The 15657-nt window shown below is 59.2% G+C and carries 18 protein-coding genes; 12 read left to right on the top strand and 6 right to left on the bottom strand.

Features of this window, described 5'->3' with window-relative positions:
* Nucleotides 1–23 precede the first annotated feature (23 nt).
* The 7 genes from HH213_RS14175 to HH213_RS14145 all read left to right on the top strand — a co-directional run bounded on the left by HH213_RS14175 (nucleotide 24) and on the right by HH213_RS14145 (nucleotide 5188).
* Nucleotides 24–836: an APH(3')-I family aminoglycoside O-phosphotransferase gene (locus tag HH213_RS14175; protein ID WP_169112635.1), complete on the top strand. Its 813-nt coding sequence runs from the start codon at nucleotides 24–26 to the stop codon at nucleotides 834–836.
* A 398-nt stretch (nucleotides 837–1234) separates the two neighbouring features.
* Nucleotides 1235–1639 carry a hypothetical protein gene (locus HH213_RS14170; RefSeq protein WP_169112634.1) on the top strand — a complete coding sequence of 135 codons (405 nt, stop codon included), beginning with the start codon at nucleotides 1235–1237 and terminating at the stop codon, nucleotides 1637–1639.
* A gap of 44 nt (nucleotides 1640–1683) precedes the next feature.
* A complete protein-coding gene (locus HH213_RS14165; RefSeq protein WP_169112633.1) occupies nucleotides 1684–2091 on the top strand; it encodes a hypothetical protein in 408 nt (135 codons plus the stop codon).
* A gap of 113 nt (nucleotides 2092–2204) precedes the next feature.
* Complete coding sequence (locus tag HH213_RS14160) at nucleotides 2205–2756, top strand: hypothetical protein (RefSeq protein WP_169112632.1); 552 nt, start codon at nucleotides 2205–2207, stop codon at nucleotides 2754–2756.
* Nucleotides 2757–3001: 245 nt separating this feature from the next.
* The gene (locus tag HH213_RS14155) at nucleotides 3002–3556 is read left to right on the top strand and encodes a nucleotidyltransferase family protein (RefSeq protein WP_169112631.1); all 555 of its coding nucleotides are present in this window, start codon (nucleotides 3002–3004) and stop codon (nucleotides 3554–3556) included.
* A 160-nt stretch (nucleotides 3557–3716) separates the two neighbouring features.
* Nucleotides 3717–4217 carry a hypothetical protein gene (locus HH213_RS14150; RefSeq protein ID WP_169112630.1) on the top strand — a complete coding sequence of 167 codons (501 nt, stop codon included), beginning with the start codon at nucleotides 3717–3719 and terminating at the stop codon, nucleotides 4215–4217.
* Between the two features lie 89 nt (nucleotides 4218–4306).
* Nucleotides 4307–5188 carry an AraC family transcriptional regulator gene (locus HH213_RS14145; RefSeq protein WP_169112629.1) on the top strand — a complete coding sequence of 294 codons (882 nt, stop codon included), beginning with the start codon at nucleotides 4307–4309 and terminating at the stop codon, nucleotides 5186–5188.
* Between the two features lie 20 nt (nucleotides 5189–5208).
* On the opposite strand, the gene HH213_RS14140 is transcribed toward HH213_RS14145, so the two are convergent.
* Complete coding sequence (locus tag HH213_RS14140; protein ID WP_169112628.1) at nucleotides 5209–5703, bottom strand: OsmC family protein; 495 nt, start codon at nucleotides 5701–5703, stop codon at nucleotides 5209–5211.
* 69 nt (nucleotides 5704–5772) lie between these two features.
* Between HH213_RS14140 and HH213_RS14135 the strand changes: the two genes are divergently transcribed.
* The gene (locus HH213_RS14135) at nucleotides 5773–6753 is read left to right on the top strand and encodes an alpha/beta fold hydrolase (RefSeq protein ID WP_169112626.1); all 981 of its coding nucleotides are present in this window, start codon (nucleotides 5773–5775) and stop codon (nucleotides 6751–6753) included.
* Between the two features lie 90 nt (nucleotides 6754–6843).
* Here HH213_RS14135 and HH213_RS14130 read toward each other — a convergent pair whose 3' ends face one another.
* The 3 genes from HH213_RS14130 to HH213_RS14120 form a co-directional block, all read right to left on the bottom strand.
* Entirely contained in the window at nucleotides 6844–7074 is a 231-nt protein-coding gene (locus tag HH213_RS14130) for a hypothetical protein (RefSeq protein ID WP_110846543.1), read from the bottom strand.
* Between the two features lie 43 nt (nucleotides 7075–7117).
* Nucleotides 7118–7333, bottom strand: a complete 216-nt coding sequence (locus HH213_RS14125; RefSeq protein WP_110846542.1) for a hypothetical protein — start codon at nucleotides 7331–7333, stop codon at nucleotides 7118–7120.
* Between the two features lie 108 nt (nucleotides 7334–7441).
* Nucleotides 7442–8245, bottom strand: coding sequence for an SDR family oxidoreductase (locus HH213_RS14120; protein ID WP_110846541.1), 804 nt, complete (start codon nucleotides 8243–8245; stop codon nucleotides 7442–7444).
* 67 nt (nucleotides 8246–8312) lie between these two features.
* Here HH213_RS14120 and HH213_RS14115 point away from each other — a divergent pair, with 67 nt between their 5' ends.
* From HH213_RS14115 to HH213_RS14105, 3 genes are all read left to right on the top strand, one after another.
* Nucleotides 8313–9920 (top strand): M28 family peptidase, encoded by a 1608-nt coding sequence (locus HH213_RS14115; protein WP_169112625.1) that lies wholly within the window; start codon nucleotides 8313–8315, stop codon nucleotides 9918–9920.
* 68 nt (nucleotides 9921–9988) lie between these two features.
* Nucleotides 9989–13234: a polymer-forming cytoskeletal protein gene (locus HH213_RS14110; RefSeq protein WP_169112624.1), complete on the top strand. Its 3246-nt coding sequence runs from the start codon at nucleotides 9989–9991 to the stop codon at nucleotides 13232–13234.
* Between the two features lie 69 nt (nucleotides 13235–13303).
* Nucleotides 13304–14005, top strand: a complete 702-nt coding sequence (locus HH213_RS14105) for a dienelactone hydrolase family protein (RefSeq protein WP_169112623.1) — start codon at nucleotides 13304–13306, stop codon at nucleotides 14003–14005.
* A gap of 5 nt (nucleotides 14006–14010) precedes the next feature.
* Here the strand turns inward: HH213_RS14105 and HH213_RS14100 are convergent, their stop codons facing one another.
* Nucleotides 14011–14514, bottom strand: coding sequence for a DUF2306 domain-containing protein (locus HH213_RS14100; protein ID WP_161057131.1), 504 nt, complete (start codon nucleotides 14512–14514; stop codon nucleotides 14011–14013).
* 119 nt (nucleotides 14515–14633) lie between these two features.
* Between HH213_RS14100 and HH213_RS14095 the strand changes: the two genes are divergently transcribed.
* Nucleotides 14634–15077, top strand: coding sequence for a thioesterase family protein (locus tag HH213_RS14095; protein ID WP_110846536.1), 444 nt, complete (start codon nucleotides 14634–14636; stop codon nucleotides 15075–15077).
* A gap of 6 nt (nucleotides 15078–15083) precedes the next feature.
* Here HH213_RS14095 and HH213_RS14090 read toward each other — a convergent pair whose 3' ends face one another.
* Complete coding sequence (locus HH213_RS14090; RefSeq protein WP_110846535.1) at nucleotides 15084–15575, bottom strand: DUF3016 domain-containing protein; 492 nt, start codon at nucleotides 15573–15575, stop codon at nucleotides 15084–15086.
* Nucleotides 15576–15657 lie beyond the last annotated feature (82 nt).

The raw sequence follows: 15657 nt of genomic DNA, 5'->3' as shown, positions 1-15657 counted from the left end.
AAAGCTTAGGAGGTCATCAAGTAATGGATTTGAATCGCGAACAAACTTGCGGCGTAGTATCCGCACCATTGGAAATCGCTGCCATGCTGACCGGGTATGAATGGCTCTGCAATACGGTTGGTGAGTCCGGCGGTACCGTTTATCGACTCCGTAGCAAGGAAGGTGCCTCGGATTTATATTTGAAGTACGGTAGAGATGCCGTCGCCGATGAGATCAGCACTGAAATGGAAAGACTAAACTGGCTGGCTCGATACATGACTGTGCCGGCAGTCGTCCATTTCACCCGTACGCCAGATGAGGCATGGCTATTGATGACGGCAGTGCCAGGAACAACCGCTTACCAAGTTCTTCAGGCACATCCTGATTATCAACTTGCCCTCGTGGACGCAATTGCAAGGTTCTTGCGTCAACTACATGCAATTCCAGTGAACGAATGTCCGTTCAACAGCGGCCATGCCTACCGGCTCAGCTGTGCACGAGCGCGCATCGATGCCGGTTTGGTCGACGAGGGTGATTTTGATGAGGAGCGCGATGGCTGGACGGCCGAACAGGTCTGGGAGGCGATGCAACGGCTGCTACCACTCACGCCCGACCCTGTCGTTACGCATGGGGACTTTTCACTCGACAACCTACTCATCAAAGATGGCGAGGTGATCGGCTGTATCGATACCGGGCGGGTCGGTATCGCTGATCGCTACCAAGACCTCGCCATTTTGTTGAACTGCCTCACAGAGTTCGATGCCGCGCTTCAAGAGAGGTTCCTGAAGCAATACGGAATTGATGAACCGGACCAGGACAAGCTGCAATTCCATTTGTTGCTGGACGAGCTATTCTGAAACGGTGGTTACTCAGACGTTCATTTACATTTATGAGCGGCCGAGTTAGGCCAATAGCTGACATTCATGAAATGCGTCTCACCGCCTTTAATTTTATTTTTCAAAAAATAAAAACATGATTCGAACAATTTTTATCCTTGCGGTCGCCATTCTTGCAACGCACTTGGCCATGGATATCTTGGGATATCGCAACTTCAGAATTATGCAGGATTGGCATATTAACCAGATGTGGAGTTTCAAAGAAAGCGCCATATATTTCGTCGTATTTTTTATATTTTCACTTGGTGCCTCGCACCTGTGCAGAAAAAAGCCAAAAACGTGAGTCGAAAATCGGCCACAAGCGGCCACTCGAACTGCCAGAAGCTGACGGAGAATTTAACATTGAATTTGGAGCGTAAATGCAGATAGCAATCAAGATCGGTAAATGTTGTTTGCTTCTACTGATCGGGATGTCGATTGCTATCCTATGGGTGTATTGCCACGGATTTTTGCCTCATGAGCTTTATGGCGGCAAGGCGATCAATCCCGATGCTGAACGGCTTGGTGGCATGATTACGCTTGCGGGCCTCTTTGCAGCCCCAGCTTGGCCAATTAACCGATTGTTTCCAGCTCGCACGGTTTTAGCTTCTGCGATAGTTGGGTGGATACCCTTGGCGTTATCTTTGGTTCTTGCATACCAAACAAACACGGCGTTAAAGGGCGCACTCTCAATAAAGCTGGCGACTGTGGAAGGCGTGCTATGCTGGTTCGTAATTATCTTAGGTGCTTGGACTGTTAGAACAATATCGAAACCTATTTTGTAGAACAGTCCAAGTTCGGCCAATAGCAGTCACACGAAGTCCATAAAATGAAAACGAGGAAATTTTTCCATTTAACCAAGGTCAAATGTTTCTTTGTATGCTTGTTAATGTACCTTGTATCACTTTCGATGAATGGTATGTATGCAAATGGAGTTGCCACTGCTGGGCTGAATATCTTATTGCTTGGTTGGCTTGGGATTATCGATGGGGTGGTGGCTTGGTACGCTAATCCTTGTCTGCTTTTGTCATTCGTGTTGCTGCTCAAATTCCCTGACGCCTCGGGAAAGTTTGCTCTTTTAGGCTTCTGTTTGGGAGCGAGTGCATTGAGTATTCAACACATGGTCGTGGATGAAAGTGGGAATCAAGTAGCGGTGACTCTAGGCGCAGCTTATTATCTTTGGTTAGCCTGCTTTCCAGTCGCGTATCTCGCTTCAGTCAGCGAGCTTGGTGGATGATTGACGGATTGCGGGCACAACCGGCCCTTTGCGAGAAAGCGTGCAGACAGAAAGTGATTTTCTCGACTGTTTTTTGCAGCTGATCTAATTATATTTGGCGTGTTTCACAAACTATGCGATTTTCCCCTTTATCTATCGTAAATTCGGCACTCGTGTTCGTCTTAGGTTTAAGCCTTTATCTCTTGGGGCAATTTCTACAGATGCGTGGAGACCTAGCAGAGACAACAAGGCGCCTCAAACAGATTGAGGTCGCGGTGCAAAAACGAGAAAATGCAGATACGCTAGTGGCTCAGGAATGTGCGGAGCTGGGACTAGGCGGTTCCCCCGTTCAACCCTGTCATACCACACTTCATCATCTGGCCCTGACACCTCAACGCTATCAAGGCAATTGGGTGACTGTTCAAGGAATATATGCGTCTGGATTCGAACATTCTGCTATATATCCGATGCCATCCGAGCCTGGGGAGACGTGGCAAATCCTTGATAAACACTCAGCACTTTGGGTCCAGCTTGGTCTTCCTGATACAAACAGCAGGCCAGTAGTTTCTGTCACAGGTCGTTTTGAGCGCGGTCCGGCTGGACACATGGGAGATTATTTTGGTGAGCTCATCGAAGCGAAACTGCTGTCTACCAGTGAGCAGTGGAAAAAATCAACCTCCCAGTAATATACCAATCATTTGCTTCGAGAAGGTGATTACGCTCAATTTCCCTCCTAATGCTCCACAGCGCAAATCAGCAAAATCTGAGCGCCAAAAAAATATATAAACGCTGATCGGCAGCTTTGGGACGCAAGCTGCCGGTCACCGGGCTTAGGACCAAGCTCATTTATTCTAGCGAGCGATAGTCGGTGAATCCTAAATCCGTCATCCTTCCGTAGTTCATCCCTTTTTGCTGGAATATTTTCAACGCTATGCAAGATCGATTTCGCACCGATGTACTGAAAAACTACAACAATCGCACGATCCTCGATCGCTGGGATGACCTGGCACTTGCTGATGGCTGGCTGGTTGCCGGGTGCTTGTTTCAGACGGTATGGAATCTTCAGACCAACCGCGCGCCGGAGGCCGATATCAAGGACTACGACCTGTTTTATTTCGATAGTGCCGACCTGAGTCAGGACGCAGAGCGGAACGTGCAGGCGCGCGTGGATGACATCCTCGCCGACCTCGACGTATCAGTCGAGGTGTCGAACCAGGCACGCGTCCACACTTGGTATGAGTCGTACTTCGGTCATCCGTACCCGGCATTGCGTAACGCCCGCGATGGAATAGACCGCTTCCTCATGCCAGCCACCTGCGTTGGCATTAGCCCGGAATCGGTCTATGCACCAAACGGTTTTGACATGCTTTATCAAGGTCTGCTCACCGCAAACCCGTTGACGCCATACAGCGATCTCTTCGAGACCAAGGCCGCGTCATATCGCAGTCGCTGGCCGTGGCTTCGCGTCGCTGGGCAGCCTGTATAAGGGTATAGGCGATGGAGGCGTACAACTTGCTGCTGTCGCGATTATGGCCAATGTCGGTGATCGAGAAACGGCCGTACCGCTACGCTTAATATGTCGCTCATGCGATAAACAATTTTTTGCTGTTGTTCGTGGTTCCTCTTGTTATATCGAGTTCAGATCAATGAATATTATTCTCTTGCTGTCTTCACTTGTCCTGAGCATGGCCTCATCGCTGTGTAGCGCCGAGGTTCCTACCTACAACGCTCAGCAACCGCAAAGGGATGGCGTCGTTCTTGTTGGCATGGAGTGCCACCACCGTAATCTCACGCTTGAGATTGGCCTGTTCTTTCCTGCCAATCCGCCGACTAAGCGCATGGATTTGTGGAATATTTCCGATCTGGTGAAGTTCAACCCGACGACCTACAACCTGGAAAAAGTGGAGACGGTGGAAAGACGATGCAACGTCGGCCGCAATCACTACAAGATCCAATTCGAAGGCATTCCAGGGGCAAGCAACGCGATGTGGATGTGTGGCGCAGCCACGGGCGTTCACGCCAGCGTCTGGCGCAACGATAAGCTGGTCTTTGATGAAGACCTGAACAAATGCAGCCGCGACGACTACATTCAGCAAGTCCGTTTCAAAGACGGCGTTGATGTCCCGGAAGTAGACAGACACAGCTAAATTGAATCGATCAGAACCGCAAGATTGGTCGAGTAGGTCGTGCCGTCAAATGCGAAACTGGCGCTGCTACGAAAAACATGACAACGGTAATGACAACGGCGATTCAAAAACATCAGGCGCGAATGCAGCGGGTACGCGATTACATCGATGAGCATCTCCATGACGATCTGAACCTGGATTTGCTGTGCAGTGTTGCGACCTACTCCAAATATCATTTCCACCGGCAGTTCACGGCGACCTTCGGGTTGTCAGTCCACCGCTATATTCTGCTTGCCCGCATGAAGCGCGCTTCATACCGGCTGGCCTATCGAGATACGCAAAGCATCACGGATATCGCGATGGATGCCGGGTATGACGCGCCGGATGCCTTCGCCCGCTCTTTCCGGCAGCGGTTTGGACAATCGCCGTCGGCGTTCCGGAAGTCTCCCGATTGGGAACCGTGGCATTCCGCGTTTACACCTCTCGACGATGCAAGGAACAAACTCATGCAAACGACTTTTACCACTGCTGACGTAACGATACGCGATGTCCCTCCCACGCCAGTCGCGATGCTGGAACATCGAGGTCATCCAGCAACACTCGGCGCCACCATCCAGCGTTTTATCGCGTGGCGCCGCGCATTTAATTTGCATCCCAAAACTAGCCCGACCTTTAATGTTTGGCGCTCCGAGCGACGCCCCGAATCGCCGGCTGACTACAGCGTTGACCTTTGTGTCGGCGTGCCTCCGCGGTTCGAGGTCAGCGGCGGGGAGATGAAAGCCAGTCAGATTCCAGGCGGGCGTTGCGCAGTGCTGCGCGTCGTCGGCAATACCGACAATCTGGAGCATGCCGCGCTTTACCTTTATCGCGATTGGCTTCCCGCCAGCGGCGAGGAGGCGGGCGACTTTCCTCTTTACTGTCAGCGGCTGAGCTTATTCCCGGAGGTACCAGAGCACGAAGCGGTTGCTGAGCTGTTCCTGCCGCTGAAATAGCATGGTCGGACTGGCCTCGCCTAGCGCGTCACGGCGACGTCAAGATTATCTGACGCACCGATCACCGGCTCACACACAACCGGGAAGTTGAGCGAGTTGGCGATGAAGCACTGCTCGTGCGCGTCGTGATGCAGGCGGGCTGCCAGTTCAATATCGTTGCCGTTGCGGATGGTGACGCGCGGGCGCAGCACGATGCGGGTGAAGTGGCCTTTGACACCTTCCACCATCGTACCTTCGGCATGGTCTTCGTACGCCGTCACGACAATCCCGGCCTCGGCGCACAGGTGCAGATACCACAGCTTGTGGCATGCCGACGTCGACGCCACCAGCAGATCCTCCGGATTCCAGCGCTTGCTGTCGCCTCGAAACGCCGGGTCGGCCGAACCGGCAATCGCCGGCTTGTCGCCAGCGCTGATGGTGTGGTCGCGCCCGTAAGCCTGGTAGCTCGACGTGCCACTGCCCTGGTTGCCGGTCCATTCCACGGTCACGTGATAGGTATGTTGGCGTGTTGTCATTTCGACTGGTTCCTCATATTGGCGGAGCTTCGATTATAGTAAGTGTTTTGCTTGCCCGGAGTTTCTCCCATGCGCATCCTGATCACCGCTGCCCTGCTTGCCGGCTCGGCGTCCGCCGCTACTTACGGCCCGCAACTGGAAGGGTTCAACTACCCGCATCCGGTGCAGAAATACAGCTTCACGTCGCAGGGCGTCAAGCTGGAGATGGCGTATATGGATGTGGCGCCGACCGCTGCCGCCAACGGCAAGACCGCCGTCCTCCTGCACGGCAAAAATTTCTGCGGCGCGACCTGGGAGCAGACCATCACCGAGCTGACCAAGGTCGGCTACCGCGTGGTGGCGCCGGACCAGATCGGCTTTTGCGCGTCGAGCAAGCCGGAACATTATCAGTACACCTTCCAGCAGTTGGCCGCCAACACCGATGCGCTGCTGAAGAATATTGGCATCAAGCAGGCGATCTTCATCGGCCACTCCACCGGCGGCATGCTGGCCACACGTTATGCGCTGATGTATCCGGATGCGGTGGCGCGGCTGGTGCTGGTCAACCCGATCGGGCTGGAAGACTGGAAGGCGCTGGGCGTGCCCGGTCCAAGCGTCGATCAATGGTATGCGCGTGAGCAGAAGCTGTCGGCTGACAGCGTGCGCGCCTACGAACGCGCCACCTACTACGGCGGCACCTGGAAGCCGGAATACGAAAAATGGGTGGACATGCTGGCCGGCCTGAACGCCGGCCCGGGCCACAAACTGGTGGCGTGGAATTCGGCGCTGATCTACGACATGATTTTCACGCAGCCGGTGGTGTACGAATTTCCGCTGCTGAAGGTACCGACCACGCTGCTGATCGGTGACGCCGACACTACCGCCATCGCCAAGGATGTGGCGCCGCCGGAAGTAAAAGTGAAAATTGGCCACTACAACGTATTGGGCAAGGAGACGGTGAAGAAAATTCCAGGCGCCCGGCTGGTGGAGTTCAAGGGCATGGGACACGCGCCACAGATGGAAGACCCGGTGGCCTTCCATCGCACGCTGTTGGAGGAACTGAATCGCTAAACGCAGAGAAGACGGAGTTGGAATCCGTCTTCTCTCTTGCACCGCCCAGGCCCGATGGGTCCGGGGCGGTACGTCAAGCGCGAGGCTGAATTACTTGCTGGCGGCTGGCGCCGAAGCTGCGGGTGCCGACGCTTCTGCCGAAGCAGCCGCTTTTTCTTTCTTGTGATGCTTGGCTTTCTTGGCGACTGGCGCCGAAGCGGCAGGAGCCGAGGCAGCCGGGGTCGAAGCAGCGGCGGTAGCCGAAGCGGCTGGTGCTGGAGCTTGGGCGAAAGCAGCGGAAGCGAACAGGCCGGCGATCAGGGTAGCGATTACTTTTTTCATGATTCAGTCCTCTTTAATTTATACGGTTTATATCGTTAATTAATTACTTGCTTGCTGCTGGTGCGGCTGCTGCAGCTGCTGGTGCTTCAGCCGTTTTGGATTCTTTAGCCTTGTGATGCACTTTTTTCTTGGCGACTGGCTTGACGTCGGTTTTTTCCACTTGCTTGGCTTCTGGAGCGGCGGCAGGCGTGGCAGGAGCTTGTGCGAATGCTGCGGTTGCGAACAGGCCGGCGATCAGACTAGCGATAACTTTGGACATGATTGATTTCCTTTTCGGAGTTTTCGGCATCAGGACAATTCCTGTGTCGCATGAGCAGAAAACGCGACCCAAGATCACCCAGTTGACGACCATTACAATTGCTTACAATCATGGTTTTACGTCGTCCTTCAACGCCGCCAGCGCCATCTTCTCCACCAGCCCCGGCGCGATCAATTTCAGCCACCGTCCCAGCTTGCCCTTGGCAGACATCACCACCTCGCGCTGACGCAATTGCATGCCATCGATGATCAGCGCCGCGCACTCCTCCACCGACATCGCCTTGTCTTCTTTCAGGCTGCTGCTGCCCAGCTGACCACCGGCCGCGTTAAAGCCGCGATGCCGGATCTGCGTCGCCACCACGCCGGGATAGGCCGTCGTCACGCTGACGCCGGCCGGCTTCAGCTCCGCCCTTAGCGCTTCGAAAAAGCCGCCCATGGCAAACTTGGTGGCGCTGTAGGCCGTGCGTCCCGGCACGCCGATCAGCCCCGCCAGCGACGACACCGCAACGATGCGTCCGCGCGACTGCGTCAGGTACGGCAGCGCCGCATGCGTGCACCACACGCTGCCCCACAAATTAATCCGCATCAGTTCTTCATACCAGGCCAGGTCGGATACTTCGACAAACAGCGCATGCGCCGAGCGGCCGGCGTTGTTGATCAGCGCATCGATCACGCCGAAGCGCGCCACGGCGGCGCCGATCAGCGCCACGCACTGCGCCTGCACCGACACGTCAGTCGGCACCACCAGCGTCTGCGCGCCGAACGCCGCACACTGCGCCGCCACCTGATCCAATGCGGCGGCGTTGCGTGCCGCCAGCACCAGCGCCACACCGGCGCCCTGTTTGCGCGCCAGTTGCCGGGCGATTTCCGCGCCGATGCCGTCCGAGGCGCCGGTGATGATGATGGTGTTCATAGGTCTCCTTGTTGTGATGGGATATACAGTAAGATTACCGCTTTCCGCATCACACTATGGAGTAAACATGCGTCGTTCCCTGATCGCCTTGGCCACCGGCCTGGCCCTGCAAGCCCACGCCCAGCAAGCGGTTGTCGCCGAAGCGCCGCTGCGCGCTCACCTGTCCTTCCTGGCCGACGATTTGTTTGAAGGCCGCGGCACTGGCCAGCGTGGTGGCGATCTCGCCGTGCGCTATCTGGAGACGCAGGCCGCCGTCATCGGCCTCAAGCCGCTGGCCGACGGCACCTACCGCCAGGCCGTGAAGATGGAAGGCAGCAAGCTGCTGCCGTCTAGCTTTGTGCGCTTCACCGCCGACGGCGGCAAGATCCTGACGCCGGCCAACGGCAGCGAAATCGTCTATGGCACCTTCGGCGGCAAGGAAGAAGTCACCATCGATGCGCCGCTGGTATTCGTCGGCTACGGTGCGGTCGCCCCGGAAGAAAAGTGGGACGACTACAAGGGCATCGACATGAAGGGCAAGATCCTGGTCATGATGGTCAACGATCCGCAGCCGACCGCCGAGGAACCGAACCGCTTCGCCGGCAAGGCCTACACCTACTACGGCCGCTGGCTGTACAAGTTTGAAGAAGCGGTGCGCCAGGGCGCGGCCGGCGCGCTGCTGATCCACACCACGCCGTCCGCCTCCTACGCCTGGAGCGTGCCGGCCACCAGTTTCAGTCACGAGCGTTTCCACCTGGCCGGCAGCGGCAATCCGATCGAAGGCTGGGTGCAGGAAGACACGGCGCGCGCGCTGTTCGCCGCCGGCGGCTTTGACCTCGACAAGCTGCGCGCCGACGCCGAGCGCCGCGACTTCCGCCCGGTCGACCTGAAGGTCAAGCTGCACGCGGATTTGAAAAGCAAGATCCGCCAGATCGAACAATTCAACGTGGTCGGCATCGTGCCCGGCGCCGACGCCAAGCTGAAATCGGAAGCGGTGGTCTACTCAGCCCACTGGGATCACCTGGGCATCGACGACGCCGCCAAGGGCGACCATATCTGGAACGGCGCCATCGACAACGCCTCCGGCGTAGCCGCGCTGCTGGCGATGGCGCAGGAAGCCGTCAAGCATCCGGCCAAGCGCACCCAGGTGTTCCTGTGGCCGGCGGCCGAGGAGACCGGCCTGCTGGGCAGCGCCGCCTACGTCAAGAATCCGGCCTGGCCGCTGGACAAGACCACGGCCGACCTCAACCTCGACAGCATGAACTTTGTCGGCAAGACGCGCGACATCGGCGTCGCTGGCGCCGAGCGCAGCAGCCTGTACGAGGCGGCCGGCGTGGTGGCCCGGAAGATGGGCCTGACACTGGCGCCGGCCATTCCGGACCTGTCGGGCGCCTACTTCCGCGCCGACCATTTCAACTTTGCCAAGGCCGGCATCCCGGCCTTCAACGTCGGCTCGGCGGTGTTCTCGGGCGACGGCTACTTCGACTTCGTCAAGGACCAGGAAAAGTCGCGCGCGCGCCTGGTAGCTTTTAAACAGGATTACCACCAGCCGTCGGATGAATACCACGCCGACTGGGATCTGTCCGGCATGGTGCAGCAGGCGCAGTTCACGCTGAATCTGGGCTACGAAGTGGCCAATACGCCCAAAATGCAAACCTGGAAGGCCGGCGACGCCTTCGCCAAGGTTAAACGTTAAAAAACTGCCACACGGAAACTCCTCGTGTCCGCCTATAATTCAGGCAGCGCGTACAACCGGGGAAATTCGTGTGGCTTAATGTTTTGATCATGTTGCGGCGCGGCCGCTGGGGTATGGCGGCAGCCGCCTTGCTGCTGGCCGGCGCCGCCTCGGCAGCCAACGTCAACTTCAATGGCGGCGGCGGGACGGTGGCGGGTTGCACGCTGAGCGGCACCACGTACACCTGCGCTACGCTGCCGCTGGGGCCCAACGACACGGCAGTCATCCATAGCGGCTACACGGTGGTGATCAACACCGACGTGTCGCTGGCCTACGCGCAGGGCTTGTCGATGAGCGGCAGTGCCGTGCTGCAGGTAAAAGGCAATCTCGACCTGTCCGCGTCCAGCGGTCTGAACGTCAGCGGCGGCACCTTGGCCACCAGCGGCAACTTCAAGCTGGGCGCCAGCGCCCAGAGCATCACCGCCAACGTCACCGCCGCCACGGTCACCACCGCCGGCGCCTCGACCTACATCGGCGGCACCGTCACCACCACCGGCGACATCAACCTCGGCTCCAGCACCACCATTACCGGTGCAGTCACCACCACCGGCACCGGCTCGCTGACCACGGGCTCCAGTACCACGCTGGGACCGGTGACGGTCAAGGGCAGCGTCAACCTCAGCTCCAGCAACACCATCAACGGCGCGGTCAGCGCCACCAGCATCACCACCAATTCCAGCGTCACCATCAACGGCTCGATCACGCTGCCTAAAAACAGCAGCGGCGTGGCCGATCTCGGCTCGGGCATCAAGGTCAACGGCAGCATCACCGCCTACACGGTCCAGACCAATTCGCCGGCCACGCTGAATGGCGACGTCAATGCCAGCAATTCGTTCACGCTCGGTTCGGGCAGCTCGGTCACCGGCAACATTATCTCCCCGGTGGTGACGCTGAATGCCTCCAACATCACCGTCAAGGGCGACATCACCGCCACCACCTCGCTCGACATGGGCAGCGGCACCGCCATCACCGGCAAGGTCGGCACCGGGACGCTGACCATGCGTGCGTCCAACGCCATCATCAACGGCAACACCACCGTCACCGGCGACGTGGATATGGGGTCGGGCACCACCATCAACGGCGACCTGTCGGCGCGCAATGTAACAACGCGCGCCAGCAATGCCGTCATCAACGGCAACGCGGCGGTCAATGCGATCTACATCGACTGGGGCAACAGCGTCAGCAAGACCATCACCTGCACCGGCCCTGGCGCCTCGGGCTGCAGCTGCGTGACCAGGGCCGATTCGAGTTACAAGCCGACCTGCGGTCCGCCGGCCGCCAGCGCGCCGCACCACTTTCAGATTACCCACAGTGGCTCCGGCCTGACCTGCCAGCCGTCCGCCGTGACGGTGCGCGCCTGCGCCGACGCCGCGTGCAGCACGGTGTACACAGGCAACGCGCAAACCACGCTGACGCCGAACGGCGGCACCGTCACCGTCAGCGGCGACACTGCGGCCTCCGTCAGCTATCCGACGCCGGCCACGGTCACGCTGTCGGCCGGCGCCGGCACCACCTGCATCAACTCGGGCGGCAGTAACACCAGTTGCGACATGGTGTTTGCCAGCAGCGGCCTGCAGCTGAGCGCGCCGGACCACGTGTCGATGAGCGGCGCCAAGCTGACCGTGCAGGCGCTCAAGTCCGGCCCCAACAACGCCTACTGCGTGCCGCTGACACAGGGGCCGACCAAGATCAACTTCAGCTGCGGCTATCTCGACCCGGCCAGCGGCAACCAGTCGCTGACGCTGGGCAGCACCGGCGTCGCCTGCAATGGCGGCGCCACGCCGGTCGACGTTACCCTCGACAACACCGGCCTGGGCACGCTGGCGCTACAGTATCCGGATGTCGGCCTGATGAGCGTGAACGCCAACTACACCGCTAGCAGCGGCACCGGCGCCAATGGCAGCACCAGCTTTACCGCCGCGCCGGCGAAGTTTCTGATCGTCGCCACCGCCGACCCGCAAACCCCGGTGGTCACCATGGCCGACTCCGCCTTCGCCCGCGCCGGCGATACGTTCCGCCTCAAGGTCACGGCACAGAATGCGGCCGGCGGCACCACCGAAAACTTTGGCCTGGAAAAATCGGCGGAGACCATCAGCATGAGCACCCTCCTGCTCAAGCTGCCGAGCGACGGCGACAATCCCCAACTCGGCAAGGCGCAAGGCGTGTTCGATGCGATTGTCAAGGGCGTCGCCAACAGCAAGACCGACAGCACCGGCCAGTGGCTGTTCAACGAAACCGGCGTCGTGACGATCAACGCCACGCTGGCCAACAGCAGCGGCTTCTACATGCGCAAGACCGCCCTGACCGGCTTCCGCACCACCGGCACGCTCGACCTGCGCTTTGCGCCGCACCACTTCGACGTGGTGCTGCTGGCCGGCGCGCCGATGGATTGCGCCAACGTCGGCGGCTACAGCAATCCCTGCGCCGCAGACACCAGCACCGGCGTGCGCAGCTTTGTGTATTCAAAGCAGCCGTTCGGGGTGCAGGTTAAGGCTTACAAGGATGCCACCAACCTGTCGAAAAACTACCGCCTCAAAACCGTCGCGGCGGACACCGACAGCATCGTGCGCCCGATCACGCTGTCGCCGGCCAAGGCGGCGGGCGGCGCCGCCAGTAGCGACTTCGTGGCCTTCACCTCCGGGCAATTCCCGTTCGGGTTTACCGGAGGGCTGGGCACGCTGAGCGGCACGTCGCCGGCGCTGACCTTCATCGCGGCCCAGGCGCCGCCGGTCCCGCCCAACACCACCGTCACGACCAGCCCGCCAACCACCATCTACCTGCGCGCCGTCGACACCTACAACGCCAGCTCGGCGCGCGCCGGTGCCGTCGAGCCGCCGCTCACCGTGGTCAGCGGCCGCATGATGCTGTCCAACGCCTTCGGCCCGGCCAACACCAACTTGCCGGTCGAGGCCCAGGCAAGGTATTACTCCAGCGCATCCGGTGCTTGGCTACTCAATCCCGCCTTCCCTGGCACCCCGGCCTCCGGCAGCGTGACACTGGCCACGGACAGCGCCACCTTCTCGACATGCACCGGCAGCGTGCTCTGTACCAGTCTGCAACTCTTGCTGTCTGCCCCTCCCGCGGCGGCCACCACCCTGAGCTTCAAAAGCGGCAAGGGCATGTTTACCGTGGCGGCGCCAAAAGCAACCGGCAAAGCCAAGATCAAACTCAACCCGGGCTTGTTTCCATATTTGCCAATGTACGACGAAGGCAACCTGACCTTCGGCGTGTCCCGCTCCGGTCCGGTGATCTACACCCGCGAGGTGTACAACTGAGCGGCGCTGCAAGGCCGCGCAAAACGGGGTACGATGGCCGTTTTCTGAACCAGACCAACCAAGGACATCATGGAAACCAATTCCCAGTGGATCGATATTGAAACAGCCGACGGCAAGTTCGGCGCCTACCTGTCGCTGCCGCGCGGCGGCAAGGGACCCGGCATCGTGCTGCTGCAGGAAATTTTCGGCGTCAACCAGCACATCCGCAACGTCGCCGACCAGTACGCTGCCGACGGCTACGTGGTCATCACGCCGGACCTGTTCTGGCGCCATGGCGCCCGCATCGAGCTGGGCTACGACGAAGCCGGCTGGAAGCGCGCTGTTGAACTGATGCAGGCGACCGACTTCGCCACCGCCCAGCAAGACATCGCTGCCACGCTGAAAGTGCTGCGCGGCCTGGACGCGGTCGGCAGCGCCAAAGTCGCCTCGTTGGGCTACTGCTTCGGCGGCCGCCTGTCGTATCACACCGCCGCCAACGGCCTGGTGGATGCGGCCGTGGCCTACTACGGCGGCGGCATCCAGAATTCGCTGGACCGCGCGCCGGAAATCAAGGTGCCGCTGCTGATGCACTTCGGCGCCGCCGACAGCCACATCCCGCAGGAAGCCGTGAAGAGCATTGCCGAAGCCTTCGACAGCAACGAGCAGGTCGAGATCCACGTCTACGAAGGCGCCGAGCACGGCTTCAACTGCAACCACCGCGACTCCTACCAGCAGCGCGCCAGCGCGCAGGCGCACGGCCACTCGCTGGTGTTCCTGGGCGAACTGCTGTAATCGTTTTAAGCAGCCGCCAGGCCGGTTGCGGCGCCCTTCTTCAGGCGCCGCAACTGCAGCACCACGCCGATCAGGAACAGCAGGAACATGATGCCGGTGATGGTCTTCAGTTCCGGCGCCTCGGCGCTCGACAGCAACGGTGCACCCAACGGCAGACGGGTGGTGGTTTCCGTCACCGCCGGAATCATGTGGAATAAAAATGTCAGCGAGTAGCTGACCGTCGACACGGCGGCCGATTTGGCGCCGAACTTGCGCTGGTCCGCCAGCCAGGCCAGGCCCAGCACCACCAGGGTGATAATGCCCAGCACATGCGGCTTGCCGAAGCCGCCATGCTGGAAGATGCCGAAGCCGGTCAGGCAAGTGAAAACGGTGGTCCAGATATAAGTCCGGCCCAGCGTGCTGTTGGCTACAATGCCTTTGTAGCGCACGAAGGAAATCAGCGCGGCAAACACCGCCACCAGGCTGATCAGGGTGTGAATGACACCGAGGTAAGTTAAACCGTAGATCATGGCGTGTCCCTTTCAAAGTTGACAACCCTGATCGTACACACAAAAAACGCTCCCCTCTTACCTCTAAAGGGTGAGCCGGCGCGTAAGAATCACCGCGTCCTATTCAAGGAAACACCGTCATGGCCCGCCTCAAACTGGATTTTCCAGACCACCTGTTCCTGTTCTCCACCCAGCTGACCGTGCGCGCCACCGACATCAACGGCGCCAACCATCTGGGCAATGATTCGATGATCTCGATGATTTCGGAAGCCCGCGCGCGCTTCCTGTTCGAATACGGCGTGCAGGAGACCGGGCCGGACGGCGTCGGCATCATCGTCACCGACCTGGCTACCACCTACAAGGCGGAGGCGCACGCACGCGACCAGCTGGTGTTCGATGTGGGCGTGATGGATTTCAACCAGTACGGCGGCGACATCGTGTTCCGCGTCAGCCGGCCGAAGGACAGCAAACTGGTGGCGCTGGCCAAATATGGTTTTGTCTTCTTCAATTACAACAGCGGCCAGGTGACGCCGATGCCGCCGGCGTTCCTGGCCAAATTTCCCAAGGTGAACCGGCTCGACTGAGCCGGCTTATTTCGTCGCCACCTTCGGCACAATCGCCTTGGTGAACCAGTCATCCAGCATCTGCTTCTCGTAGCGCAGCGGATCGCTGTCGAAATAGCTGGAACGGCTCTGCTGGTAATTCATGTTGGCGATATTGTCATCGCCGCTGCGCAGCACCTGGCCGTCCTTCTCCAAGGTATAGCGCAGATGCATGCGCGGCCAGTCGGCGCCGCCGTTCAGCACGCGGATCTCGTCGCCATTGCGGCGCGGGTACATGCGGCCGGCCAGGTCGATATCCAGCACATCGATCTTCAGGTTCTCGCCCGGCGGCAGCTTTTTCTCCAGCGTGGCGAAATAATCGGTGAACTGCTTGAGCACACGATCACGGTCATAGGCGCCGCGCGCCAGATCGGTATAGTCGTCCGGCTTGGTGTAAGTGACGGTCACTTCGGCCAGGGCGGCGCTGGAGGCCAGCAACGCCACGACGGCGGCCAGCACGGTTCGGGTCATTGGGCGCATTTTGCCTCTCCTTGCATAGTTGATGCAGTCAATATAGACCTTTTCCCCGCCGCACGCCCGCGCTGAATAAGTTTGTTACCAA

It is taken from the genome of Duganella dendranthematis (assembly GCF_012849375.1).
Taxonomy (GTDB): domain Bacteria; phylum Pseudomonadota; class Gammaproteobacteria; order Burkholderiales; family Burkholderiaceae_D; genus Rugamonas; species Rugamonas dendranthematis.
This window is presented reverse-complemented; position numbering and strand designations above follow the sequence as displayed.

Excerpts from the sequence above, each read along its gene's own strand:
- HH213_RS14175 (WP_169112635.1), top strand. The coding sequence starts at position 24 with ATGGATTTGAATCGCGAACAAACTTGCGGCGTAGTATCCGCACCATTG.
- HH213_RS14170 (WP_169112634.1), top strand. The coding sequence starts at position 1,235 with ATGCAGATAGCAATCAAGATCGGTAAATGTTGTTTGCTTCTACTGATC.
- HH213_RS14165 (WP_169112633.1), top strand. The coding sequence starts at position 1,684 with ATGAAAACGAGGAAATTTTTCCATTTAACCAAGGTCAAATGTTTCTTT.
- HH213_RS14160 (WP_169112632.1), top strand. The coding sequence starts at position 2,205 with ATGCGATTTTCCCCTTTATCTATCGTAAATTCGGCACTCGTGTTCGTC.
- HH213_RS14155 (WP_169112631.1), top strand. The coding sequence starts at position 3,002 with ATGCAAGATCGATTTCGCACCGATGTACTGAAAAACTACAACAATCGC.
- HH213_RS14150 (WP_169112630.1), top strand. The coding sequence starts at position 3,717 with ATGAATATTATTCTCTTGCTGTCTTCACTTGTCCTGAGCATGGCCTCA.
- HH213_RS14145 (WP_169112629.1), top strand. The coding sequence starts at position 4,307 with ATGACAACGGCGATTCAAAAACATCAGGCGCGAATGCAGCGGGTACGC.
- HH213_RS14140 (WP_169112628.1), bottom strand. The coding sequence starts at position 5,703 with ATGACAACACGCCAACATACCTATCACGTGACCGTGGAATGGACCGGC.
- HH213_RS14135 (WP_169112626.1), top strand. The coding sequence starts at position 5,773 with ATGCGCATCCTGATCACCGCTGCCCTGCTTGCCGGCTCGGCGTCCGCC.
- HH213_RS14130 (WP_110846543.1), bottom strand. The coding sequence starts at position 7,074 with ATGAAAAAAGTAATCGCTACCCTGATCGCCGGCCTGTTCGCTTCCGCT.
- HH213_RS14125 (WP_110846542.1), bottom strand. The coding sequence starts at position 7,333 with ATGTCCAAAGTTATCGCTAGTCTGATCGCCGGCCTGTTCGCAACCGCA.
- HH213_RS14120 (WP_110846541.1), bottom strand. The coding sequence starts at position 8,245 with ATGAACACCATCATCATCACCGGCGCCTCGGACGGCATCGGCGCGGAA.
- HH213_RS14115 (WP_169112625.1), top strand. The coding sequence starts at position 8,313 with ATGCGTCGTTCCCTGATCGCCTTGGCCACCGGCCTGGCCCTGCAAGCC.
- HH213_RS14105 (WP_169112623.1), top strand. The coding sequence starts at position 13,304 with ATGGAAACCAATTCCCAGTGGATCGATATTGAAACAGCCGACGGCAAG.
- HH213_RS14100 (WP_161057131.1), bottom strand. The coding sequence starts at position 14,514 with ATGATCTACGGTTTAACTTACCTCGGTGTCATTCACACCCTGATCAGC.
- HH213_RS14095 (WP_110846536.1), top strand. The coding sequence starts at position 14,634 with ATGGCCCGCCTCAAACTGGATTTTCCAGACCACCTGTTCCTGTTCTCC.
- HH213_RS14090 (WP_110846535.1), bottom strand. The coding sequence starts at position 15,575 with ATGCGCCCAATGACCCGAACCGTGCTGGCCGCCGTCGTGGCGTTGCTG.